This window comes from Spirosoma knui (assembly GCF_054780635.1).
In genome coordinates this window covers 219593-237282 of sequence record NZ_BAAGVY010000010.1, presented here as the reverse complement: position 1 = coordinate 237282, position 17690 = coordinate 219593, and the positions used below count along the sequence as shown (strand labels likewise).

Below are 17690 nucleotides of genomic sequence, written 5' to 3'. Positions count from 1 at the left end.
ACTCTGGAAAAGTGCCTGTCAATTACGAGTGCTTATTTCGTACCGATTAATTCGTAAGGTGTGCTGCCATCCGTGGGAGCTACGCTGATGGACAATTTGTTATTACCTCCTTTCGCAAAGGCCGAATTGTCTTTAAGTAAATTGACTTCGCCATTCCCCGCATCCTGTACGGTAACGTTGTTGACGGTGAACCGAATATCGTCGGCGGCATTACCATTGGTAACATCAACCGTCATCTGCACGGACGTAGCGGATTCGCGAACGACATTCAGTCGGCCGGTTGTTTTCGCGTTCACGTTGTATAACGTTCCGTTTTGCTTTATGCCCGTCAGGGTATAATTGCCAACCACTTTAGCGGATAATTCAGGATTGGGGTCGGCTTCTTTCTTGCAGGCGGCAAACGAAAGCGTCATGAACAAAGCAATACAGGTAATCTGGGTAAAACGAATTGGTTTCATGGGATGAATTGGTTTACTGGTGATTGGATTTTATGGAATGAATAAGAAAGCGATAGAGGGCGTAGCACGTCGGCACTGTTGACCAGTTAGCTAGGATTGACGGCTTATTTATTCTGCGCCCGTTCGGGCTCGTACTCGTTCAGGGTATAGACCGTAACGTTGGGCATGGTACGCAGAATGTCGATCATGGTTTTGCGATGGGCCGACCCAACGCCCACCACAACCCGCCGGGCTCCAACCGCCCCGGGCGCGATTGACGATGTTGCGACACATCGCATCGTTGCGCAGTTGCCAGTAGTGGCGCATCTGAGCCGCTTCCTGAGCGGGGAAGCCTTTAAGCTGTTTGAGCAGTAGGTCGCCCCCAAAATTTATGGAGTCCACGCGGGCGCTATACAAATCCGTATTGCTATTGCGGGTAATCTGACCGGCCTGCTGCATTTGATTCTCCCGCTTAAAAAACGAAGTTTGCCAGTCCAGGAACGATTTCCATACCTGATAATTGGCAGAGGTCGTGTCTTTCTCGGCGGCAACGGCTCGCTCGGTCTTTGTGGCCACTGAATCCCAGGCTGCCTGCCAGGGCAGGTCATACTGCTGGTTGTCCATGGGTAGAATTCGGTCCTGGTGCAGTTTATCCAGCAGGGGGAAAAAGATGTTGTGGTACTCGCTGGATCGGGAGCGATACAGTGAATCGGGTTCACCCAGGACGCTGCGGTACGTTACGTCGTCGTCGTTGGTAAACTGAGGCCGGGCCAGATCAAGCCGGTAGAGCTGGTAGCGAGCGTTGCCAAAATCGTGGTTAAGGTAGAGCGCCCGGGCCAGTTTCATGCGCTCCCGATGCAGTGCTGGCTGCGCCCGCAGGCGCTCATAGGTTTGCTGGATGAACAGATCCGGCTGGTTGGGGTCTGCATACGTATGTTGCTTGATATACGCCAGTCGTTTTTCAACGGCGGCCTTGTTCCAATAGTCGGTGAGCGCGTCGTAATCTTCGGGCGACAAGTCTTCTCCAAAAACGGCGTCTGGTCGGAAGGCCAGGGCTTTATTCAGCGGGTAATCGAAGTGTTCGACCGGCGTTTTTCCGTAATTATGCGCTGCACCGATCAGGAGAATTTCGAGTGGCTGATTGGTCGCTTTTTGCGCCTGACTCCTGAATACGGGCGTTAACAGAAGAAGAACAGAGAGTATTGTTTTCATGGTTTTGGTGCTGTTGCGCTAAGAATGGGACAAAGGTGTAGCCTCGGTTCAGCCTTCGCCTACTCTATTCGACCAACCTGCTCAACATATCGGCTAACGGGCCGCGGCACCGATCAACAGGCATAAACAGTTCTGAACCCGTTGGTCGGTTAAAACGGGGCGTTGGTCGAACCGATTTGCCGACCAACGCATGTCCTTTGTTTTTTGCACTATGAAACATCGTACCCGTACCTTGCTTTACCTGGGTGGTCTGGTGCTGTACCTGGCCCTCAGCATTACGCAATTTTTGACCTCTGGCAAGCCACATTTTTATGCTGTCTACGCGGTTTTGTCGGTCGTTTACCAATGGCTGACCATCTACCTGACGCATGTGGTGGTGCTGAATCCGTTGTTTGCCCGGAGGAAATACGGTTGGGCTATGCTGGGTATGCTGGGCTGTATCGCTTCCTTTATTGGGATTCGGTATCTGATCGACCAGGTGCTGTCGTTGGCCTTGTTCGGTATTCAGAACTACTTTCCGGGTACGCCGTTCAGTCATTTCGTGATCGATAATCTGTACTACGCTGTGCCTTCGGTGCTGGTTGGGCTGGTGTTTAAGATTGTGGAAGACTGGTTTGTGCATCAGCAGGAACGTACCGCTCTCCTGAGCGAACGGAATACCGCCGAACTGGCTTTTTTGAAGTCGCAGGTTAATCCGCATTTTCTGTTCAACACCCTGAACAACATTTATGCGCTGGCCTATACCAAATCGGACGCGGCACCGGGGGCCATTCTGAAGTTGTCGGAGCTAATGCGCTATATGTTATACGAGAGCAACGCGGCTGAGCGGTCGCCGGGTGTGGATGGGTCCGTTCGGGTGCCGCTCGCCAAAGAGGTTGCGTATCTGGAGCACTTTGTTGAACTGGAGAAACTCCGGGTGGCGAATCCGCAGGTCCAGTTCAATGTGGAGGGCAATACGGATTTGTTCCGGATTGAGCCGTTACTGCTGGTATCGTTCGTCGAAAATGCGTTTAAACACGGCGATCTGAGCGATCCGAGCCACCCGCTGGTACTGGATCTTAGCGTGCGGAATGGCATCCTTCGGTTTGATACGCTGAACAAAAAGACGAGTCGGCAAACCGACGCAACCGGGGGCATCGGAATGGCCAACGTACAGCGCCGACTCGCCCTGCTGTATCCCAACCGGCACAGTTTACACATCACCGACGAGCCTACCAGTTACGCCTGTTCACTGGAGTTAAACTTGTAGCCTGCCATGCCTATGCGCTGCCTGATTGTTGACGACGAACCGCTAGCCCACGACATCCTGAGCGATTATATCCGCAAAGTGCCTTTTCTGGAACTGGTCGGAGCTACGACGAGCCCTATCGACGCCCTGACGCAGGTGCAGCGGGGCGAGGTAGACGTGGTGTTTCTGGATATCCAAATGCCGGAGCTCACGGGTATGCAGTTCCTGAATCTGGTCCGGCGCGGAGTTGTCGGGATGCAATGCCGGGTTATTCTGACAACTGCTTATTCTGAATACGCGCTGGAAGGATACGAACATGAAGTCGTCGATTATCTGCTTAAGCCCGTGTCGTTCGAGCGGTTTTATCGCGCGGTGCAAAAGTTAATTTCAAACGGCCCGGTCAGCCAACGCCCGGTAGCCGAATCTTCTGACCAGTCCTTGGCCGGCTCCCATCCGCCTGCATCGGGTAATGAGGGTACCAAAGACTTTATGTTTATCAAAACCGAATACCGCCTGCAACGGGTTAGTATGGCCGAGGTGCTGTACTGCGAAGGCCTGAAAGACTACGTATCGGTGTATACAGAGACCGAGCGGATTCTGGCTTTGCAGACGATGAAAAGTATGGAAGAGAAGCTTCCGGCTAACCGATTCGTGCGGGTGCACAAGTCTTACATTGTTGCCCTGAACCGCATTGAATCGGTGGAACGTAACCGGATCTACATCGGTAAAGCCGTTATCCCCATCGGCGATACGTACCGCGAAGCGTTTTACCGGCTAATCGAAGGCTAATACGTAGCACAAGTGTTGTGCGTATACTACGCGAATCATGAATAAAAAGCCGATGCGAAGCCCCCGTGGTGAGACTTCGCATCAGCTTTTACCCATGATCTAACCTACGTTACCAAACACTTATCCGATCCGTTTCGGGTTTATACATTTTGTCGCCGGGCTGTACATTAAAGGCTTTGTAAAAAGGCGTGAAATTCATCAGCGGCCCGTTCACGCGCCACCGAGCCGGCGAATGCGGATTAGTATTAACGTACATGCCCATGTAAGCATCTCTTGTTTTGACGCGCCAGATACGGGCTATCGAAATGAAGAAGCGCTGGTCGGGGGTAAACCCATCCAGCTTTGTCGTGTCTCTGCCTTGCTCGGTCAATTTAAAGGCGTCATAGGCAATGGCAACCCCCGCAATGTCAGCCGTGTTTTCGCCCACCGTTAAAGCCCCCTTTACGTGCACTGAATCCAGCACCGTAAACGAATTGTACTGGTCAATCACCTGTTGCGTTTTTGCTTTGAATTTGGCGTAGTCTGCCGGGGCCCACCAGTTGGTTACGTTGCCATATTTGTCGTATTGGGCACCCTGATCATCGAACGAGTGGGTAATTTCGTGGCCAATGACCATCCCGATGCCGCCATAGTTCAGGGCATCATCGGCATTTACGTCGAAATAAGGCGGTTGCAGGATGCCAGCCGGAAACACAATCTCGTTGAGCGGAGGATTGTTATACGCCGTTACGGTCGGTGGCGTGGTGTGCCATTCCGTTCTGTCGACGGGTTGACCGACTCTGGCCAGCCGATCCTGGTAGTCATGTTTCGTAGCCGCCAACCGGTTTTCAAAGTAGGCGTCTCGTTGTATGGCCACCCTGGAGTAATCCCGCCATTTATCCGGATAACCGATTTTTTGCGAGAAGGCGTACAGTTTATCTTTCGCTTTAGCCTTAGTCGAATCACTCATCCAGTCCAGGCGGTTGATGCGGGTTTCGAATGCTTTTTTGAGGTTTTCGACCAGGACCGCCATCCGTTGTCGGGCCGATTCGGGGAAATATTTCTTTACGTACAACTGGGCCAGCGCATCGCCGAGCGAGCGGTCAACGGCCTGGGTCATTTCTTCGGCGCGGGTCTGCTTAACCGCCTGCCCGGTCAGCACTTTGCCGTAAGTGAACGTAGCATCCACAAACGGTTGACTCAGAAAATTGGCGTAATTGGTTAAGGCGCGGGCTTTCAGATAAACCTTCCAGTCGTCGATGGCAACAGAGGTCAACATCGTGTTCAATTGGTCATAATAAGCCGGTTGCCCTACGTTAACTGAATCGACCTGAAGACCTAAGTTGGTTAACAACGTTGTCCAGTGGAGAGTAGGCTGTTTCTGGCTCAGGGTAGCCACCGCCAACTTATTGTAGTTGGCCTTTACGTCCCTGAGTTCAATGTTGGTTCGATGGGCCGTAGCCAATTGCTTCTCAATCGTATACGCAATTGTAGCATTCTGGGCGGCAGTAGTCGGCGCAGTGCCAATCAGTTCAAACAAGCGGGTCAGGTAATTTTTATAAGCCGTTTGAATGCCGAGAGTTGACGAATCGGTCTTGAAATAATACGCACGTTCGGGCAGGCCAATTCCGGTCTGGCGAAACTGAGCAATATTCACCGTACTCTTTTTCTGATCGGGACCAACGTAAAAGCCAATGATTGAGCCATTTCCCGCTTTTTGTTCTTCGGCGACCAGCGTCAACAGTGACGTTACGTCGCTGACGGCATCGATTCGGGCCAGTAGCGGCTTGATTGGTTCGTACCCGCGTTTGTTGATGGCCGTGGTATCCATGCCCGACGCATAAAAATCACCTACCTTTTGCTCAAGGCTCCCCGGCGAATTACGACCTGCGGAAACGCTGTCCAGAATCGCCTGTAGCCGTATGCGTTGCGGATAATTCAAAAAGGAATATGAACCAACACCGGCCTGGGAGGCTGGTATGCGGGCCGTATCGTACCAAATGCCGTTGGCGTACGCAAAGAAATCATCTCCGGGTTTTTTAGAGGCATCGATACCGGTGATGACTACCCGTTTTGTCGCTGGAATAGACATGCGCTGACAAGCTCCTGCCAACAACAGGACCAGCAAGCAAAAGACGAATTGTTTCATGATTTGTATAGGTAGGAAGCAAAGTAAGCCGGATCAGTTATCTCAAAATCAAAAATGGTTTAATTTTAATTGATCTGAAATGGTTGAGGGCTAAAAAAACAGGTTTGCCCAACTTGTGAACGCATTCCGGTTTCTGATCGCGACTTCGCCTACAGCTATGCTTCCGCCCGAACCTGGCTCAGTTGGGTCAGCACTACTCCCGTTAACACCACAGCGAGGGCAATTAGCTGCTGGCCTGCAACCGGCTCACCGGCCGCGAGCCAACCGATGAATACGGCAACAATCGGATTGACATACGTGTGCGTACTGACTAAGGCAGGCGGCTGAACCGTAACCAGCCAGCCAAAGGCCAAATAGGCAATGAGCGAACCAAAGATGATTAGAAAACCCAGTCCGCCCCAGGCTAGCAACGGTACCGCTTGCAGATCAAAGCCCAACCATTCTCCATTGACTAAAGCAACCAGTCCCGCAAAACAAGAAGCGGCCAGTAGCTGAATCGTGGGATGCCAAAACGTATAGCGACCCGGCTTTATCCGGCGTGCCGCAAACAAAGTGCCGACCACCCACAGAACCGAAGCCGCCAGTACAAGGGCTGTGCCTAAGAGTAAGTTCTCGGATTGATTTACGTGCGGACCAGCAGGCGAAAAGCGGGTGAATAAAACGATACCCACGAAGCCAAGTAAGAGACCCGAAATTACCTTTTTATCGCTGAAATACAGCTTCCAGCGCGAATAGTCCAGCAGAACAAACCAGAGCGGTTCAGTAGCCACAATCACCGCAGCCGCCCCCGACGTAATATATTTCTCTGCTACTACCACCAGCCCTGAACCCCCAACCAGCATAAGAATACCACTGATGGCCAGATCCCGAATCTCTTGCCGTTCCGGAAACGCCTGGCGTTTGCCATAAGCCAGCGTAGCCAATAACAAGCCAGCTATGAGATAGCGTATCGCCGATATGATGAAAGGGGGGATGGCTTTGAGCGCGAATAAGTTGGCCAGATAGGTAGTTCCCCAAACAAAGTAGATGGCTATAAACGCCAGCACCAGCCATACGCGTGAGACGGTTGTTGTATTCATTTTATTACCTTTAAACTGACTTTTGATAGTGTGAATTTATACTACGAAACTATAACCAGCTAAACTTGTTTTACCGGTTATAAACTTTAGCTACGCTTAACCTATGACAAAAGTCAGTACGATCGCCGAAATGGACCTGACTGGCGGGGCCGCGTGTCTTGATTTTGTGAACACGGCGCTTGAGTTTGATGAGCCTGTGGAGCGGCTGCATCAGTACAACGATTTACTTATTTTCACCCGCCGGTTATCGCTATTGAATGCGGACACGCTTGACGCCCTGGAGCAATTGGCTCAGAAGGATCCTGAGCAGGCAGAACGTGTTTTGCTTAAAGCGCGTCAGGTCCGGCAATCGATGCTTACTCTATTTGCCGCTCTAGCAAAGGGGAAATTAGACGAAGTACCGGCTTCAACCCTGAAGTCCTTCAACGGACATATCAACGAAGCATTGATTCAGCGAGGGTTTTCCCGGCAAGCCGACAAGCTGGCTTTAGATTGGGCGCATCCCCGGACAGAGCTGGCGAAGGTGGTCTGGATCTTTAGCCTGTCGGCCCATGAATTATTGACAACCCAAGACCAAACGCTGGTTAAACAGTGCGGAGCCTGTGCCTGGTTTTTCCTGGATACAACCAAGAATCACCGCCGGAAATGGTGCGACATGCAGAGTTGCGGCACCCACGTAAAGGCCCGGCGCTACTACCAGCGAAAGAAACAGGCGTAAGCGACCTTGTACCGTTGAGCAGCCGATAGGAACGGACCTGCTTTGTTTTTTACCGGCATACGCTCACTACGTATTATCAAGTTGTTTGTGGACAGACGTATCAAGTTGGCGCGTTTTATACCATAAATAGGCAGATTTGTCCGCGCCTTAGGGGAGCAGTTAACGTATCTTTGTTGAGTAAAAGTCAATTGCTCAGCTCATCCTCAGCCGGGGTGTCTGCCGTCTAAACCGATTCATTGATATGGAAACGAACAGTCGATTATATAGCGTTATTTACAATAAATGTCCTCGTTGTCATCAAGGCGATTTCTTCGTGAAAAATAGCGCCTTCACCCGGCATTTCGATGATATGCACGCGCGTTGCTCGCACTGTGATCTCAACTTCATGCCCGAACCCGGCTTTTACTGGGCGTCGATGTTTGTTAGTTACGCCTTCTTCACCATCTGGACGTTAGCGACCTTTTTCGTTGTCGTTGTCTGGCTCAACATTGATCTGGATTACTACCTGATGGGGCTGATCCCAACGCTGTTCCTGCTGACGCCGTTCTTCTTCCGGATGGCCCGTCGCACCTGGCTGACCATTTTCGTTAAACCGGATGTGCAACTGGTAAAATCACCCAAGGCGATTTAAGCAGTGCGAACCAACCTACAATATAGGTTTCGTCGCGCTTACTGATAGGTGCGACGAAACTGCTCGGGCGTTACGTCGGCTTCTTTGCGAAAGAACCGGTTAAAGTACGAGTGATCCCCGAAATTGAGCCGATCAGCCACCTGAGCAACTGACAGGTCAGTGTGCACTAGCAGACGCTTGGCTTCCAGAATCAGTCGTTCCTGAATAATTTTTTGCAGCGGTTTGCCTACGGCCGTCTGGCAGATCGTATACAACTGCTTTTCCGACAACGACATCATCTCGGCGTAGTCCCGTACGGTCCTGTGCTCTACGTAGTGTTTCTCTACCAGCAGCTCCAGTTGTCGGATCTGACTTTGCGCATGAGCCGAGCGGGAAGCGGGGTAACTGGCCAGTCGAAATCCACTTAGTTTCACCAGCAGGATGTTCAGGTAAGACCGGATAATATCTTCCCGGCGGTACCCGTCGCCGATCGATTCCTGATAAACTCTGATAAATAGCTCTTCGATACCAGCCGCTTCTGAGGGGGACAAGTACTCGACGGGCGGGGTGCTGATCGAGTGAAAAAGCGGAAAGTCACCAAGCTTCCGGGCGGGGAAATCGACCAGATAAAAGGCGGGGTTGAAGAAAATAAGATACCCGTCTGCGTCGTCCGAGTACGTCCAGGTGTGCACCTGAGCGGGTGACATAAAAAAGACGCTCCCAGGCTGAATAGGATAATCCACAAAATCAACTGTATGCGTACCCTGTCCTTTCGTGAATATGGCCAGCAGGTAAAAGTCGTGACGATGGGGCGTCTGAATAAACTGGTACTGCGCTACGTGCTCCCGAAACAGCTGAACATACACGTCGGGGTAGTGCTTCGGGGCTTGCTCAAAATCATCGATATGAAGGACTGGTAACGCCTTTTCTTTCATGAGTAACGTATCAATCGGGGACGTAGCGGACGGCTGCAAGATAATGCTTCGCAGGAAGCAAAGGGTAGCTGAGTTTAAATATCAGCCGATACATGGAAAATCAATGCCATGAATGAGCTGATTTGTCCGCTGTTAGTGACAAGCGAGCCAGTAGCTTTACGGCAATACAAATCAGTAACAGAGAGATGAGAAGCATTCAGGTACCCACCAGGGAACAGGTAAACGAGGCCGCACAACCCTTGTTCGATCAACTACAAAAACGATTAGGTAAAGTCCCCAACTTATACGCCACGATGGGGCATTCGGCAACCGCTCTCCATGCTTTTCTGCAATTTGAGGATCAGCTTAATCACGGCCTGTTTACAGGTAAAGAGCGTGAAGCTATCGCTCTGGTCGTTTCGCAGGTTAATGGCTGTAACTATTGCCTGGCCGCTCACACTATGGCGGCTAAAGCTCGTGGGTTTAGCTTAGACGATACAGTGGCAATCCGTAGGGCTGATGTCGCCGATCCTAAACTACAGGCCATTGTGCAAGTAGCGCAGTCTATCGCCCAGAATCAGGGCCATGCCGATCCGACGCTGGTTGAGCAATTCTTTGCGGTTGGCTACAACGAAGGCGCGTTGATGGAGCTCGTGGGTTTAGTAACGGTACGTATATTCACGAATTACGTTTACGCGCTTACGGATATTCCGGTTGATTTTCCGGCCGCTCCTGCTTTAGGGTAGCAATTGACGCTTGACTAGTAGGCAGTCAGGCTATAGACTCCCTAAAGGAACATAGATGAAAGTTGATATTTAATTTAATCGATCAAGGTCATGAATCCGAACGAATCTGATGACAATCTCCCGTTTGTACGGGAAGAGTGTGGTGATACCATGTGGGATGAAACAGTGCTGGACGCATTAGCAACTCCGCAGGCTGATCCAATAGCCTCAATTGAACCTCCTCGTCAAACGGCGAACTCAAACGAGTCTGCTGTATCTCACGAATAGCAAGGCTGGTTTATATATCACTTGTTGAATAAGAATGAACCAGAATGATCTTCGGCACGTAGGTGTTTACTATGAGTAGCTAACTAATCTTAAAGAATAAGTTACTACGTTAGTCAACTGATTGTATGCTCCTGCTTCGATTGTTATGGCAGATTCCAGCCGTTGTGCTTGTGCTGGCTATACTGCTCTTGTCCATCAATGAATATGCTGTCGCTCACCCAAGCCGACGTCTGAAAGACCTTACGTACGTAGCATCTGATGAGCCCGATTTTAACCCGGATCGGCACGTACTGGATGTATACGCACCCAAAGCGCGAACCGCTGGGGCACTGCCCGTCGTCCTGTTCATTCACGGTGGCAATTGGGATAGCGGTAACAAAAACATATACAGCTTTATTGGGCGCAGACTGGCCAAACAAGGTGTTGTGGCTGTCATTATCAACTATCGACTGTCGCCGGGTGTGCAGGTGCCAGCCATGCTGACGGATTGCGCCCGCGCGGTGATCTGGGTGACGAAACACATCAATGAATACGGCGGTGATCCAAATCGCATTTTTGTGATGGGCCATTCAGCAGGTGGCGGTTTAGCCGCTATGCTGGCTGTACAAAATCAATTGTTTGCTCAATATGGCCTTGCTCACAATCCCGTAAAAGGGGCCATTCTGGATGATCCGGCTGGTCTGGACATGTTCGACTACCTGAAGAAAATGGAGTACGCCAACGATGAGCAGTATCTGGTTCCGTTCGGAAAGCAGCCGACCGTTTGGCAAGCGGTGTCGGCCCTGTATCACGTCAGAGCCGGTAGTCCGCCGATGCTGCTGTTCGTGGGTGAGCGCACATATCCGAGTATTGCCAGCAGTAGCCAGCGTTTCCGCCAGAAGTTACAGCAACTAGGAGTTCAGCATGAGTACAAGGTCATCCCCGGCAAAAAACACATCGCGATGGTGACGCAGTTATTCTGGAAAAACAACCTCATCTACCGCGATCTGTTGAAGTTGGTGAAAGGTGGGTAATTTTTAAATTTGATAAGATTGCCGGAGTCAATTTTGCCATTCCTCTCTACGATCAGAATGACAAAGTCATAGCTTGATCTAACTGTAATCAACCAATCAATACAGCTTGACTTTATACCGGTATCGGCCTCTGAAATACTCGCGCATCTTGAGCACCTCTCTCGACTGATCGGCAATCCAGAACGTAGCGTAAGACTGCTGGCCATAGTCAATTTTGAGAAGCCAGCAAGTGATTTTCGTGTTTCCGCTGATAAGTAAGTTCTCCTTGCCCTCAACGGTTAATTTGTAATAATTTGACGCCGGACTTCCCGGTTCGTAAAACGCAACGGCAAACTGCTGACCAACTTTTTTGAACGGCAACAAGGGGAGAATTTCTAAATCCATCGGAAATTCAAAAGCGGGTGGATTCATGACAACCCTGAACGTACTGTCTTTCGCGTTACGTCGGCTGGCATCCGGAATGGTGACCGTTGTGCCGTTGAACACAAAATTCCGCCCACCCCGTTTGCCGTAATTCGCGTTATGCGTAAGCGGAGCTAGGTTAGCGGTTAGGCCCGTTGCGGCCACCTGCGCAATCAGGGTGTCTTTCCGGTACCAATCCCAACGGAACTGATACAGTTTCTGGCCTGCGGCATTAGTCGAAAAGCGGATTGAGCGATCCCAGAGATCGGCTGAACCTAACCGCTTGCCGGTGCTATCTTCAAAGAAAACGGCATAGGTCTGTTTCCCTTCTTTGAAGGCCGACAGGTTCAGTTTGTGGCTAGTGGTGTTGATCGTGTCAACCTGAGCATGTACTGCAAGCGAGCTCATCAACAGACAGGATAGAATAGAGAATTGTTTCATGCAAAGGCATACTATGATTTATGCCTAAGTTACTGGCTATAATTCGCGACGGTTAATGTAATATGCCCAACTAGAGATTGATCCGGATGAACAAGCGGATTCGGCCGATGAATGATTTAGAATAAAGGCCTGGATCATCTCAAATCGGCTCTACAAATAGTACGTTAAAACTCACCTTCGCTTGCGTCTTTCATCTTCTTCTTAGCCTGCCGGAGCCGGTAATTAAAAGTTAAGTTGATTTGCCGCATTCGGCCCTGGGAGCTGTTTTCGGTGTAAAAGTTTGCGCCTTCGGTAATGGACCGGTACCGGCGTGAGTTGAATACGTCCAGCACATTTAAGGTCAGCGTACCATTTTTATTCAGGATGTCGCGGCTGATGGCCAGGTCCAGCGTAGCAATGGCTTTGCGTCGTCCCTGCGGAGTCTGCTGCGGAGCCTCGTAATTGGCCCGCATCTGAAGGTCAGTCGTTTTCCAAAGGGTAAAGCGCGAGTTCGTCCTGACGAACCAGCTATACGTATCACTCTGGTAGCTGGCATCGAGGTTACTGCCGTTGGTGATGGCCCGGAAGAAATTAACGCTGCCGTCTAACTTCCACCATTGGTAAAGCGCGTATGAGCTCGTGAATTCTGCGCCATACGAGTTTTCGATAGCCAGGTTTTCAGGTCGGGTATTTGAATTACCGGAATCGTCGACGCGCCGGATTCGGATGATCTTGCCGGTTGTATGACGATAATAGATGGATGAGCTGATCGAGCCCTTGCCGACGTATTTGACGTGCCCAAGATCGAACGAATTTGTGAATTCAGGGTTCAGGTCCGGGTTCCCGCTGAAGAAGTTGCGGCTGTCGCTGAACGTCATGAACGGGCTTAAATCGTTGTACTGCGGCCGACGAACCCGTCGGCTGAAGCTAACCTGTATGGCATGTTGGCGGGGCAAATCGTACGTAGCGTGTACGCTGGGGAACAGATTGGCGTACTGCCGCGGGTTGACATCGTTGGTTTGTTTAAGTGTCGTGGTTACGCTTGTCAATTCGCCCCTTAAACCGGCCTGATACGAGAATTTCCGCGTTTTATTACCCAGAATGGCATAGACTGCGTGAATTCGCTCTTCGTATAAGAAATTGTTGGTCAGGCCATCGAGCGGACGCCAGCCACCGTTTACGCCCTGTTCTGTTACGGAATAGTCGTTGGTCATGTCGCGCGAACTGCTCCGGAGGCCAGCCTCAAACTTACCGTCCTTTGCGAACGGCTTTACGTAGTCGATCTGCACCAGAAACTGTTTTTCAGTTTCGTCATTGAGCGAACGCTGCAAAAGCCGGGAGATGGGCGTGGTGCTTCCATCGGGCAGGAAGGTTTGCTGATTGAAAAATTGGTCGGAGCTTTCCCAGTTATCCAGATAGCGCACATCCGCCGTCAGTTCATGGCCTTCCCGGGCAAAGGTTCGTTTGTACGTCAAGGCATATTCCGAATTCGGCTCGGTTTCGGTTTCGTCCTGCGTGCGGTTCGTAATGCTGCGCAGGTTGTTTACGTTCGATTGATAGTCGAGGTACTGAATGTCGGCAAATCGTTTGCCTTTGCTGATGCGCCAGGTGTAGGCGGCCGTCAGGATGTTTTTGTCGTTAAAGAAATAATCGAGACCGGCCCGGGCGCTGTTGTTCAAGCCCTTCAGGTTGTTGGTTGACATCTGGCGCGTAATGAACGTCGAATCGTTGCGGTACAGCTCCTGATACTGGGTACTGCGGCCGGGCGTATTGCGAAACGAAGCGGTGTAATTGACAAAGAAGTTAAGGTTTTTCCGGCGGTAGTTGACGTTGGCGGCCGCACCGAAATTACTTGGGTACCCCGTTATTACGTCGAACGAGCCGTTAAAGCCTTCTTTCCGCTCTTTTTTCAGGACGATGTTAATAATGCCGCCCATGCCTTCGGCTTCGTAGCGGGCCGATGGATTCGTGATCACTTCGATACGTTCAATACTGCTGCCCTGCAACTGCTGCAACCCGCTCGATCCTTTCAGACTGACCAGCCCAGACGGTTTGCCATCGATCAGGATGCGGACGCTGCCACTGCCCCGCAGACTGACATTGCCTTCGCCATCGACAGCGACCGACGGTACGTTCTGTAGAATGTCGACGGCCGTACCGCCTTTGTTAGCCAGGTCTTTACCCACGTTGAAAATCTTCTTATCCAACGCCAGTTCCATCGTACTCTTTTCGGCCTGGACAACTACTTCGCTCAGGGTATTTGTCGACGCGGCCAGTTTAAAGCTGCCCAGATCGTGCGGAGCGTTCTCGTTTGCTAGCTGAATGGCGGCCGTTCGATGCGATTTATAGCCGATAAATTCCAGCAGAGCGTAGTAGTTTCCAGACGTAGCGTCGAGGGCAAACTCACCGGTTTCGTTCGTAATAGCTCCGGTCACAAATGAACTGTCGGCTTGCCTGAACAGCCGGACGTTGGCATACACCAGGGGCGTATTGGTTTGAGCATCCAGCACTTTACCACGTAGTTTGAGCTTGCCGCCATCCTGCGCCTGTACAGACGTACCGAAAACAAGAAAAGCTGTAAGCAGAAGACCGGTAAAGAGTGAAGAAAGGACTTGAAAAAAACTAGAGAACGTAAGGGTTGATCGCATCAGGCTGTTGAGAGTATTCTTGGAGAGAAAAGCATATGACGCTCTGTTTTACTCAATCCTAGGCGCAGGTTTTGGCAATTTTGTAACCTGAACTCGGTACGCTCAGGTCACGTCAACTTGATTCGGCAGGATTGCAAATGCCAGCGCGACCTCCGTTATTCGCTCCGCGTTACCTCCGTTTGTACCATACCCTATGCACCTACCCGTACATTTAGTCCGCTTCCTCCTGATTGCCTTATTGATAAGCTCGGCTTCATTAGCGGAGGCTCAAGAATCGTTTTTGTTCGGTGATGCCTTGCCCGATGCCCCGGAACTGGCTGCGCGGGGTAATCAAAAAGTAGGCGTACGCACATTGAACCTGGTCCATCCGGGTCAAGTCGATGTATTGCACGCCAAAGATGGCAAAGAACCGCTTTATGACCGGCCGCTGACCGTTGAAATCTGGTATCCAGCCCGTATTCCGGCTGGAAAGACTGAACTTGTCCAGTACGACGACGTGATGGGCGTTGCCAATGATCCCAAGCGGCCGTTGATCCCATACACGTTTGCGGGCAGGGCTCTGCGCGATGCTGAACCCGAACCGGGCAAGGAAGCATACCCGTTGGTCATTGTGTCGCATGGTTATCCCGGTTCGCGGCTGATGTTTACCTACCTGACCGAAAACCTGGCTTCGAAGGGATACGTAGTGGTTTCTATCGACCATACTGAGTCGACCTATCGCGATGCGGCCGCGTTTCCGAGCACCTTACTGAACCGGGGACTGGATGATCTGTTTGTGTTGAACGAGATGGCGCGGTTAAGCAAAAGAGATAGTAAGTCGTTTCTGGCGGGTTTGCTGGACGCGAATAAAACGGCGCTGATTGGTTATTCGATGGGTGGCTACGGCGTTCTCAATGCTACAGGGGCAGGCTATAGTGAGCAGGCTGTGAAGCTTTTCGGCCAAATGGCCGGTGGCAGCACCGCACTGAAAGTTCGCTCGACGGGGGCGTCGGAATACAAATCGTCGCAGGACCCACGCATTAAGGCGGTGATTGCCTTCGCGCCCTGGGGTATGGAGCGGGGTATGTGGGATGCTGGCGGACTGGCTGGGCTTACCCGGCCGACCTTGTTCGTAGCGGGTAGTAAAGACGATATATCGGGCTACGAAAAAGGGATAAAGGCCATCTACGACGGAGCCGTTAACGCCGACCGATACCTGCTTACCTACGTCAACGCCCGGCATAACACAGCCCCGAATCCGCCACCCGCCGAGTCATTGAAGCCGGGAACGCCCTTGAACGAGTATATGCGGTACGCTGAACCAACCTGGAATGAACGCCGGATCAACAACATCAACCAGCATTTTGTGACTGCATTTTTGGGTATCCACCTGAAAGGACTCGACTATGGGAAATATTTCGAGTTGAAAGAAACCGATGCGGAAGGCCCGTGGACTGGTTTTAAACCACGCACGTCGGTAGGCTTAGAAATGCGACACGCCAAGCCATAAGGGGCACGAACAACGGATGATGCTGCACTTCATACAGCGTTTTTCTCAGTTCATCCCGAACCCAGTCTGAACCGAGTTGGGTACGGGTTAGCTTTACCGCATCAATCATTCGTGCGTCATAGCCATGAAAGCCATTCTTTTCGGTATCGCCTTGTTCAGTAGCATAATTTGTTTCGGTCAGTACAGTCCATTGGGAGCCATTACCATGTGGACAGACGGATACGTAGTGACCATGCAGAACGACACCATCGATGGGCAGGTTCGGGTAGGGTCATTCGTTAACGATTCTCCGGCGAGTGTCGTCATCCGAACCGCTGATGATAAGAAGATAAAGCTGAAAGGCGATGAGCTGCGGATGATGGCCCAACGGATTCCTAACTTCGCGTATTCGACGGGTAGTATTCCGCGTGAGCGGGAGATGATTGTTTTTGAGCGGGTGCCCAATCCGCGCCGGGGTGGTAAGCCAATGCTGCTGGAGCGGTTACTGCCATACGGAGGGAATATTGTACTGTATTTTGATGTATCGGGCTGGAAGAAAACCGTCGAATATTCGTTCGGCAACTTCACAATCGGTGCTACCCAGGAACTGAGCTACGTAGTGCTGAAAAACAACAGCGAGTCGATGATTGCGAAGCGTGGCGATATGGAAGCAGTTCACGAAACGCTCTTCGGCGACTGTCCGGAGTTTATCCGGAATTATCCGGTTGCCCGGCGTCGCGACTGGCAATTTTTTGGCGATATGGTAACGGCCTACAACCAGCTCTGTCAACAGCTATAGAACGTCTGGTTCAGGCTGACTCGGTGCGAGCCGCCTGCTTATGACCAGCTATTCGAATTGAAATGCGTAGTACGTGCAACTGCCTTGACTGGTGTTCTGAATAGCGTGTGGTACGTTCGATTCGAGGAAAATCAAATCGCCAACCGTGGCCGTATGCATACGGCCATCGATGCTTTCCTGGGCGGAATTATTGACCATCAAGAGGATTTCGGCGGCCCGATGCGTATGGGGCGGGTGACTCCACAATCCCTGATTTAGCGTCGTGACGTGCATTTCGAACCGGCGGGTCATGGCTGTTGCCCGGTCGAACATGCGCCGGATACCGCCTTTGTCGTGGGGTTGGAAAGCCACCTCCTTCCAGTCAATCCAGAACGATCCACCCGCCTTACGGCCCCGTTCCAGGTCAACTGGAGCTTTTGACGCGTACCGCATGACATAGTACGTAGCGGGCGAAGCACCTTTGTTCTCGAAGCCGTGTTCGTCGCAGGGCATCATCAGGGCAACGCTGCCAGTGCCCAGGACCTTTGTTTTGCCTTCAATCGTTACCGTCAGTTCGCCTTCTTTAACGATAATCAATTCTTCATCGTCGTGCTTGTGGCCCGGATGGTGAGCTTGGTGAGCTGGTAGCGTCGTCGCGTGAATCTCGATATGCCGAAAATCGACGGTGCTACCTTCCAGAATGGCCCGCTGTTCAGACATGGCCTTTTTGGCCACTGGGGACTCTTTCCACACGTAAACGTTGGACGTAATAGGCTGCTCCAGGAGAACCAGCGTTACTACAGGTAAAAGCAAGGCGAGTCGCATAGTAAACG

Annotated in this window: 16 protein-coding genes; 8 read left to right on the top strand and 8 right to left on the bottom strand. The window is 51.4% G+C overall.

Annotated features, from left to right (window positions below):
- Positions 1 to 32: 32 nt before the first annotated feature.
- Both ACYVIY_RS20420 and ACYVIY_RS20415 read right to left on the bottom strand, forming a co-directional pair.
- A complete protein-coding gene (locus tag ACYVIY_RS20420; protein ID WP_460978253.1) occupies positions 33 to 458 on the bottom strand; it encodes a hypothetical protein in 426 nt (141 codons plus the stop codon).
- A gap of 108 nt (positions 459 to 566) precedes the next feature.
- Positions 567 to 1649 (bottom strand): DUF5694 domain-containing protein, encoded by a 1083-nt coding sequence (locus tag ACYVIY_RS20415; RefSeq protein WP_460978252.1) that lies wholly within the window; start codon positions 1647 to 1649, stop codon positions 567 to 569.
- A gap of 211 nt (positions 1650 to 1860) precedes the next feature.
- On the opposite strand from ACYVIY_RS20415, the gene ACYVIY_RS20410 reads away from it, so the two are divergent.
- Both ACYVIY_RS20410 and ACYVIY_RS20405 read left to right on the top strand, forming a co-directional pair.
- On the top strand, positions 1861 to 2898 hold the full coding sequence (locus ACYVIY_RS20410) for a sensor histidine kinase (RefSeq protein ID WP_460978251.1): 1038 nt from the start codon (positions 1861 to 1863) through the stop codon (positions 2896 to 2898).
- A gap of 12 nt (positions 2899 to 2910) precedes the next feature.
- Complete coding sequence (locus ACYVIY_RS20405) at positions 2911 to 3666, top strand: LytR/AlgR family response regulator transcription factor (RefSeq protein WP_460978250.1); 756 nt, start codon at positions 2911 to 2913, stop codon at positions 3664 to 3666.
- 109 nt (positions 3667 to 3775) lie between these two features.
- Here the strand turns inward: ACYVIY_RS20405 and ACYVIY_RS20400 are convergent, their stop codons facing one another.
- The gene (locus ACYVIY_RS20400) at positions 3776 to 5794 is read right to left on the bottom strand and encodes a M13 family metallopeptidase (protein ID WP_460978249.1); all 2019 of its coding nucleotides are present in this window, start codon (positions 5792 to 5794) and stop codon (positions 3776 to 3778) included.
- 155 nt (positions 5795 to 5949) lie between these two features.
- Positions 5950 to 6873 carry an EamA family transporter gene (locus ACYVIY_RS20395; protein WP_460978248.1) on the bottom strand — a complete coding sequence of 308 codons (924 nt, stop codon included), beginning with the start codon at positions 6871 to 6873 and terminating at the stop codon, positions 5950 to 5952.
- Positions 6874 to 6976: 103 nt separating this feature from the next.
- Here ACYVIY_RS20395 and ACYVIY_RS20390 point away from each other — a divergent pair, with 103 nt between their 5' ends.
- Positions 6977 to 7591 carry a CGNR zinc finger domain-containing protein gene (locus ACYVIY_RS20390; RefSeq protein WP_460978247.1) on the top strand — a complete coding sequence of 205 codons (615 nt, stop codon included), beginning with the start codon at positions 6977 to 6979 and terminating at the stop codon, positions 7589 to 7591.
- A gap of 241 nt (positions 7592 to 7832) precedes the next feature.
- Positions 7833 to 8222 (top strand): DUF983 domain-containing protein, encoded by a 390-nt coding sequence (locus tag ACYVIY_RS20385; RefSeq protein ID WP_460978246.1) that lies wholly within the window; start codon positions 7833 to 7835, stop codon positions 8220 to 8222.
- Positions 8223 to 8260: 38 nt separating this feature from the next.
- Here the strand turns inward: ACYVIY_RS20385 and ACYVIY_RS20380 are convergent, their stop codons facing one another.
- On the bottom strand, positions 8261 to 9136 hold the full coding sequence (locus tag ACYVIY_RS20380) for a helix-turn-helix domain-containing protein (RefSeq protein ID WP_460978245.1): 876 nt from the start codon (positions 9134 to 9136) through the stop codon (positions 8261 to 8263).
- A gap of 185 nt (positions 9137 to 9321) precedes the next feature.
- Between ACYVIY_RS20380 and ACYVIY_RS20375 the strand changes: the two genes are divergently transcribed.
- Positions 9322 to 9861, top strand: coding sequence for a carboxymuconolactone decarboxylase family protein (locus ACYVIY_RS20375; RefSeq protein ID WP_460978244.1), 540 nt, complete (start codon positions 9322 to 9324; stop codon positions 9859 to 9861).
- Positions 9862 to 10253: 392 nt separating this feature from the next.
- Positions 10254 to 11141 carry an alpha/beta hydrolase gene (locus ACYVIY_RS20370; protein WP_460978243.1) on the top strand — a complete coding sequence of 296 codons (888 nt, stop codon included), beginning with the start codon at positions 10254 to 10256 and terminating at the stop codon, positions 11139 to 11141.
- A gap of 96 nt (positions 11142 to 11237) precedes the next feature.
- Here ACYVIY_RS20370 and ACYVIY_RS20365 read toward each other — a convergent pair whose 3' ends face one another.
- Together ACYVIY_RS20365 and ACYVIY_RS20360 are read right to left on the bottom strand one after the other, a co-directional pair.
- A complete protein-coding gene (locus ACYVIY_RS20365) occupies positions 11238 to 11951 on the bottom strand; it encodes a hypothetical protein (RefSeq protein ID WP_460978242.1) in 714 nt (237 codons plus the stop codon).
- Positions 11952 to 12148: 197 nt separating this feature from the next.
- Positions 12149 to 14611 carry a TonB-dependent receptor gene (locus ACYVIY_RS20360; RefSeq protein WP_460978241.1) on the bottom strand — a complete coding sequence of 821 codons (2463 nt, stop codon included), beginning with the start codon at positions 14609 to 14611 and terminating at the stop codon, positions 12149 to 12151.
- Between the two features lie 193 nt (positions 14612 to 14804).
- Between ACYVIY_RS20360 and ACYVIY_RS20355 the strand changes: the two genes are divergently transcribed.
- The gene (locus ACYVIY_RS20355; RefSeq protein WP_460978240.1) at positions 14805 to 16100 is read left to right on the top strand and encodes an alpha/beta hydrolase family protein; all 1296 of its coding nucleotides are present in this window, start codon (positions 14805 to 14807) and stop codon (positions 16098 to 16100) included.
- Positions 16101 to 16224: 124 nt separating this feature from the next.
- Positions 16225 to 16878 (top strand): hypothetical protein, encoded by a 654-nt coding sequence (locus ACYVIY_RS20350; protein WP_460978239.1) that lies wholly within the window; start codon positions 16225 to 16227, stop codon positions 16876 to 16878.
- A gap of 48 nt (positions 16879 to 16926) precedes the next feature.
- On the opposite strand, the gene ACYVIY_RS20345 is transcribed toward ACYVIY_RS20350, so the two are convergent.
- On the bottom strand, positions 16927 to 17682 hold the full coding sequence (locus ACYVIY_RS20345; protein WP_460978238.1) for a cupin domain-containing protein: 756 nt from the start codon (positions 17680 to 17682) through the stop codon (positions 16927 to 16929).
- Between the last annotated feature and the right edge of the window lie 8 nt (positions 17683 to 17690).

Excerpts from the sequence above, each read along its gene's own strand:
- ACYVIY_RS20420 (WP_460978253.1), bottom strand. The coding sequence starts at position 458 with ATGAAACCAATTCGTTTTACCCAGATTACCTGTATTGCTTTGTTCATG.
- ACYVIY_RS20415 (WP_460978252.1), bottom strand. The coding sequence starts at position 1,649 with ATGAAAACAATACTCTCTGTTCTTCTTCTGTTAACGCCCGTATTCAGG.
- ACYVIY_RS20410 (WP_460978251.1), top strand. The coding sequence starts at position 1,861 with ATGAAACATCGTACCCGTACCTTGCTTTACCTGGGTGGTCTGGTGCTG.
- ACYVIY_RS20405 (WP_460978250.1), top strand. The coding sequence starts at position 2,911 with ATGCGCTGCCTGATTGTTGACGACGAACCGCTAGCCCACGACATCCTG.
- ACYVIY_RS20400 (WP_460978249.1), bottom strand. The coding sequence starts at position 5,794 with ATGAAACAATTCGTCTTTTGCTTGCTGGTCCTGTTGTTGGCAGGAGCT.
- ACYVIY_RS20395 (WP_460978248.1), bottom strand. The coding sequence starts at position 6,873 with ATGAATACAACAACCGTCTCACGCGTATGGCTGGTGCTGGCGTTTATA.
- ACYVIY_RS20390 (WP_460978247.1), top strand. The coding sequence starts at position 6,977 with ATGACAAAAGTCAGTACGATCGCCGAAATGGACCTGACTGGCGGGGCC.
- ACYVIY_RS20385 (WP_460978246.1), top strand. The coding sequence starts at position 7,833 with ATGGAAACGAACAGTCGATTATATAGCGTTATTTACAATAAATGTCCT.
- ACYVIY_RS20380 (WP_460978245.1), bottom strand. The coding sequence starts at position 9,136 with ATGAAAGAAAAGGCGTTACCAGTCCTTCATATCGATGATTTTGAGCAA.
- ACYVIY_RS20375 (WP_460978244.1), top strand. The coding sequence starts at position 9,322 with ATGAGAAGCATTCAGGTACCCACCAGGGAACAGGTAAACGAGGCCGCA.
- ACYVIY_RS20370 (WP_460978243.1), top strand. The coding sequence starts at position 10,254 with ATGCTCCTGCTTCGATTGTTATGGCAGATTCCAGCCGTTGTGCTTGTG.
- ACYVIY_RS20365 (WP_460978242.1), bottom strand. The coding sequence starts at position 11,951 with ATGAGCTCGCTTGCAGTACATGCTCAGGTTGACACGATCAACACCACT.
- ACYVIY_RS20360 (WP_460978241.1), bottom strand. The coding sequence starts at position 14,611 with ATGCGATCAACCCTTACGTTCTCTAGTTTTTTTCAAGTCCTTTCTTCA.
- ACYVIY_RS20355 (WP_460978240.1), top strand. The coding sequence starts at position 14,805 with ATGCACCTACCCGTACATTTAGTCCGCTTCCTCCTGATTGCCTTATTG.
- ACYVIY_RS20350 (WP_460978239.1), top strand. The coding sequence starts at position 16,225 with ATGAAAGCCATTCTTTTCGGTATCGCCTTGTTCAGTAGCATAATTTGT.
- ACYVIY_RS20345 (WP_460978238.1), bottom strand. The coding sequence starts at position 17,682 with ATGCGACTCGCCTTGCTTTTACCTGTAGTAACGCTGGTTCTCCTGGAG.